We start from the raw sequence: 3,251 nt of genomic DNA, 5'->3' as shown, positions 1-3,251 counted from the left end.
ATAAGCACAACACTCGTTAATCCAGTGACAATATGTTTCAGGAATTTGAGGCGTTGTTGCACCACTAACAACCGTTCTCTTTTCCTTTCTGCTCATGTTAAAAGACTTCTTGCCGTCATCACCTGTTTCCCCGTCAACAGACCATTTACGCTTGTCTTTTACAAACCTTCTAAAGTCGAGTCTTATTTGGTTATTATCCCAATCAAATGTAATATAATGAAAACGGCTTGGCCATGACTCCTCGGATCCTAAATATGCACCACCTGCTTGAAACTCAAACAAACTCCCGTCGAGATCCTCAACATATCCACCATGAACATCATGTAAATGGCCTGTAAGCAAAACTGTATTGTTAAAGTATGTACGACACCTATTTCGGTCCGTCGCCCACAGCCAGCTCAAAGGATGGTGAAAAAGATTTATTTGCTGGTCCGGTCTGCCCATTTTTTTAAGTTCCTGCAGAGCCGTCTTAACCTGGAATTCACCTATAGCAATAGTCTTTTCATCTGGCGATTTTCTGCACATCCAGGCTGAATTTAGTCCCACTATGCCAATCTTTTTCCCACAATTTGAATGATACATATTGATAAAAGGTATCATGTTTTTATGATAACTTTTTAAATGCGGATAGTGTGATTTTATAAAATCAAAATAATCGCCCAAACCTTTTAAAAGATCCCCCCTGTAGTCTTCATTTTCAAGTTCTATGTTCAGTTCCTGCACATTCTCGTATGCTGGAATATCCTTAGGTCTGTATTTGTTGCGGTTTACATCGTGATTGCCTGGAACAATAAACAGTCTTTCATCTGATAGATTCAAGCCGGATAGCAGTTCATCAAAAAATACCTTCGCCAGCTCATATTCAGACATCACCCCTTTATATGCCACGTCCCCGGTAACAACAACAATTTCAGGCTGTATCCCTTTCTGCTTATCCTGTTTTACCCTCTCGATTAGCGGGTCAAGTACCAGTGAACGACCAAATTTTTCTTTTTTATCATCATTAATATGAAGATCTGAAATATGAAGAATCTGAAATGCATCTTTATGAGCCATAATTTAACCTTTTATTATTTATTCAATTTAAATTACACCATCTGGCGATACTTAAACCATATTTGGCTATAGAACTTAAACAGATTTCCCGCCCGGACGTTCGCCCACAGACTACCAGCCCGGGCAGGAAGGGTTTATGTTTCGGTCGACTCTTTCTGCCGACACAGGAGCAAAACCTGGACTTAAATGAGGCGCCCCCGGAACTTCCTTAAAAGGTCCGGCTCCGGCCCCATTTAAAGATTTAAGTCCTGACGCAACGAAATCCGATATTGTTGTTCCGTTTGTTCGGGTTGTTCCTGTTGCGGTTCGCACAACGGGCGTTGTCCTGATTGTTGTTCCACGAACCCCCCCGCAGCGTTTCCGGTAATGCCCCTCTGAAAGGCCACGCTTTCCAGCACACGGCGCCGAAGGCGGTATGTGTCGGCATGGGCGGCGTGGCCGATCCAGCTTTGAATGCGTTGCTGAATTTTGTCAAGTTCGATTTTGCCTTCCCGATACAGGGATCTCATTTTTTTAAGCCGGCGGCGCATCCGCAGAGCATTGCCCTTATTCAGCAACCGATGGGTCGGAAAAATCCGGTAACCCAGAAAGGATATCCCGTCTTTTACCTTGTAAGCCCTGCACTTTCCCGGATGGAGTCTCAGTCTTAACGCTCCCAGGTAATCTTCTATCAGGACCTTGACCTTCCGCAGCTTTTCCTTTGAGTCGCCAAACACGACAAAATCATCGACATAGCGGATATAATACTTGCAGCAGAGCTTTTCTTTTACAAAATGGTCAAACCCGTTCAGGTACACATTGGCAAAAAACTGGCTGGTCAGGTTCCCGATCGGAATAGCCCTTTTGCGGCTATAGGGGTCAAAAAGATCGTCTCCCTTAAAATAGGCAACCTGCCGGTTATCGACCCGCGATCCGATAATCTCTGCGAGCAGCCATAAGGTCCTTTCGCACCTGATCTTCCTTGAAATGACGGCCATGAGAATCTCATGGTCCATGCTCTGAAAATATTTCTGGATATCGCATTTAAGCACATAGCTGTTCTTGCGGGCAAACACCGTGTATCTTTCAACCGCCGCGTGGGTTCCCTTGCCGGTTCGGCAGGCATAGGAATCATATATAAAAGTCCTGTCAAAGACCGGCTCGATAATATTGCACAGCGCGTGGTGAACCACCCGGTCGCGGTATGGCGCCGCGCTGATCAGTCGCCGTTTGGGATCATGGATATAAAAGTCACGATAGCCGCCATGCCGGTATGTCCCCGCCAGCATGTCTTTTTGTAATGCAAAAAGCTCTTTTTCAAGGTTCAGGTTGAAAACTGCCGTGGCGCTTTTGAATCGCTTGCCTCTTTGGGCCTTGCGGGTAGCCTTCAGAAGGTTTTCAAAAGAGACTATTTTTTCAAACAGATTCGTATATGTCTTCACGTCGGCTGAATTTAAGCCAGCCACCGATTGAAATGCCGATACCGTCCACAGCCCCGGCGGCAAACTCGTACCCTTTGAGGTTTATTAATTTAAGGTCTTTGCTCAGGCGTATCAGGTAACGCAGCTTTTCAAGTTTCAAATTCGCAGCACTCAGGGCCGGCTGTTTCTTTCTGGAATAGGCCGCATCGATCAGATCACCTAAAATATCGAGCATCAGGGTCTCAATCCTGTCCCCCAGGACAAACTTCTGGCTGCGCGGAAACTTTTCAAGCTTTGGAATCATCCACAGCAGAAAATCATATAGCTTGGTAATGGCATCGACTTCTTTAGGCATAATTGTTATCCCGGCCTGTCATGAAAAAAATACAACCGCACAATGACCGCTTCCGACCGGCATTTAAACCGGAAACTATCCCTCATTTTTAACATAAAAAATCGCTGCGCGATTTTTTAAAGGGTAAAAGTGTAAAAGGCCAGAGGGTTATTTTAAAGTCCTGACGCAACGAAATCCGAAACTAATGAGGCTCCGTAAGTCCGGGTTGACCCTGATGCGGAACGCACAACGGGCGCAGTCCCGATCGTCGTTCCACGAACCCCCCCGCAGCGAGCGGAAGTCTGTTTCTTTAAGATTGACAGGGTCTTGTTTCTCGCTTTTTTTATAATAGTCCTCACCATACCAGTCAAAGCACCACTCCCAGACATTGCCTCCCAGGTCAAACAGATCAATTTTTGTTTTGCCTCTTGGGTAGCTTCCCACAGTGGTCGTCTGATTAA

At 45.5% G+C, this 3,251-nt stretch carries 4 protein-coding genes; all 4 read right to left on the bottom strand.

Features of this window, described 5'->3' with window-relative positions; all coding sequences use genetic code 11:
• The coding region (locus P1P89_22855; GenBank protein ID MDF1594363.1) for a metallophosphoesterase at nucleotides 1-1,056 on the bottom strand (1,056 nt) is incomplete at its 3' end.
• 233 nt (nucleotides 1,057-1,289) lie between these two features.
• Nucleotides 1,290-2,477 (bottom strand): reverse transcriptase/maturase family protein, encoded by a 1,188-nt coding sequence (locus P1P89_22850; protein MDF1594362.1) that lies wholly within the window; start codon nucleotides 2,475-2,477, stop codon nucleotides 1,290-1,292.
• The gene (gene avd / locus P1P89_22845; protein ID MDF1594361.1) at nucleotides 2,452-2,811 is read right to left on the bottom strand and encodes a diversity-generating retroelement protein Avd; all 360 of its coding nucleotides are present in this window, start codon (nucleotides 2,809-2,811) and stop codon (nucleotides 2,452-2,454) included. Before avd ends, P1P89_22850 begins: the two co-directional genes overlap by 26 nt.
• A 147-nt stretch (nucleotides 2,812-2,958) precedes the next feature.
• On the bottom strand, nucleotides 2,959-3,251 hold a 293-nt coding region (locus P1P89_22840), incomplete at its 5' end, for an SUMF1/EgtB/PvdO family nonheme iron enzyme (protein ID MDF1594360.1).

This window comes from Desulfobacterales bacterium, assembly GCA_029211065.1.
In the GTDB taxonomy this organism is placed as follows: Bacteria; Desulfobacterota; Desulfobacteria; order Desulfobacterales; family JARGFK01; genus JARGFK01.
The sequence above is the reverse complement of the archived record's forward strand: the minus strand, read 5'-3'. Positions and strand labels throughout refer to the sequence as shown.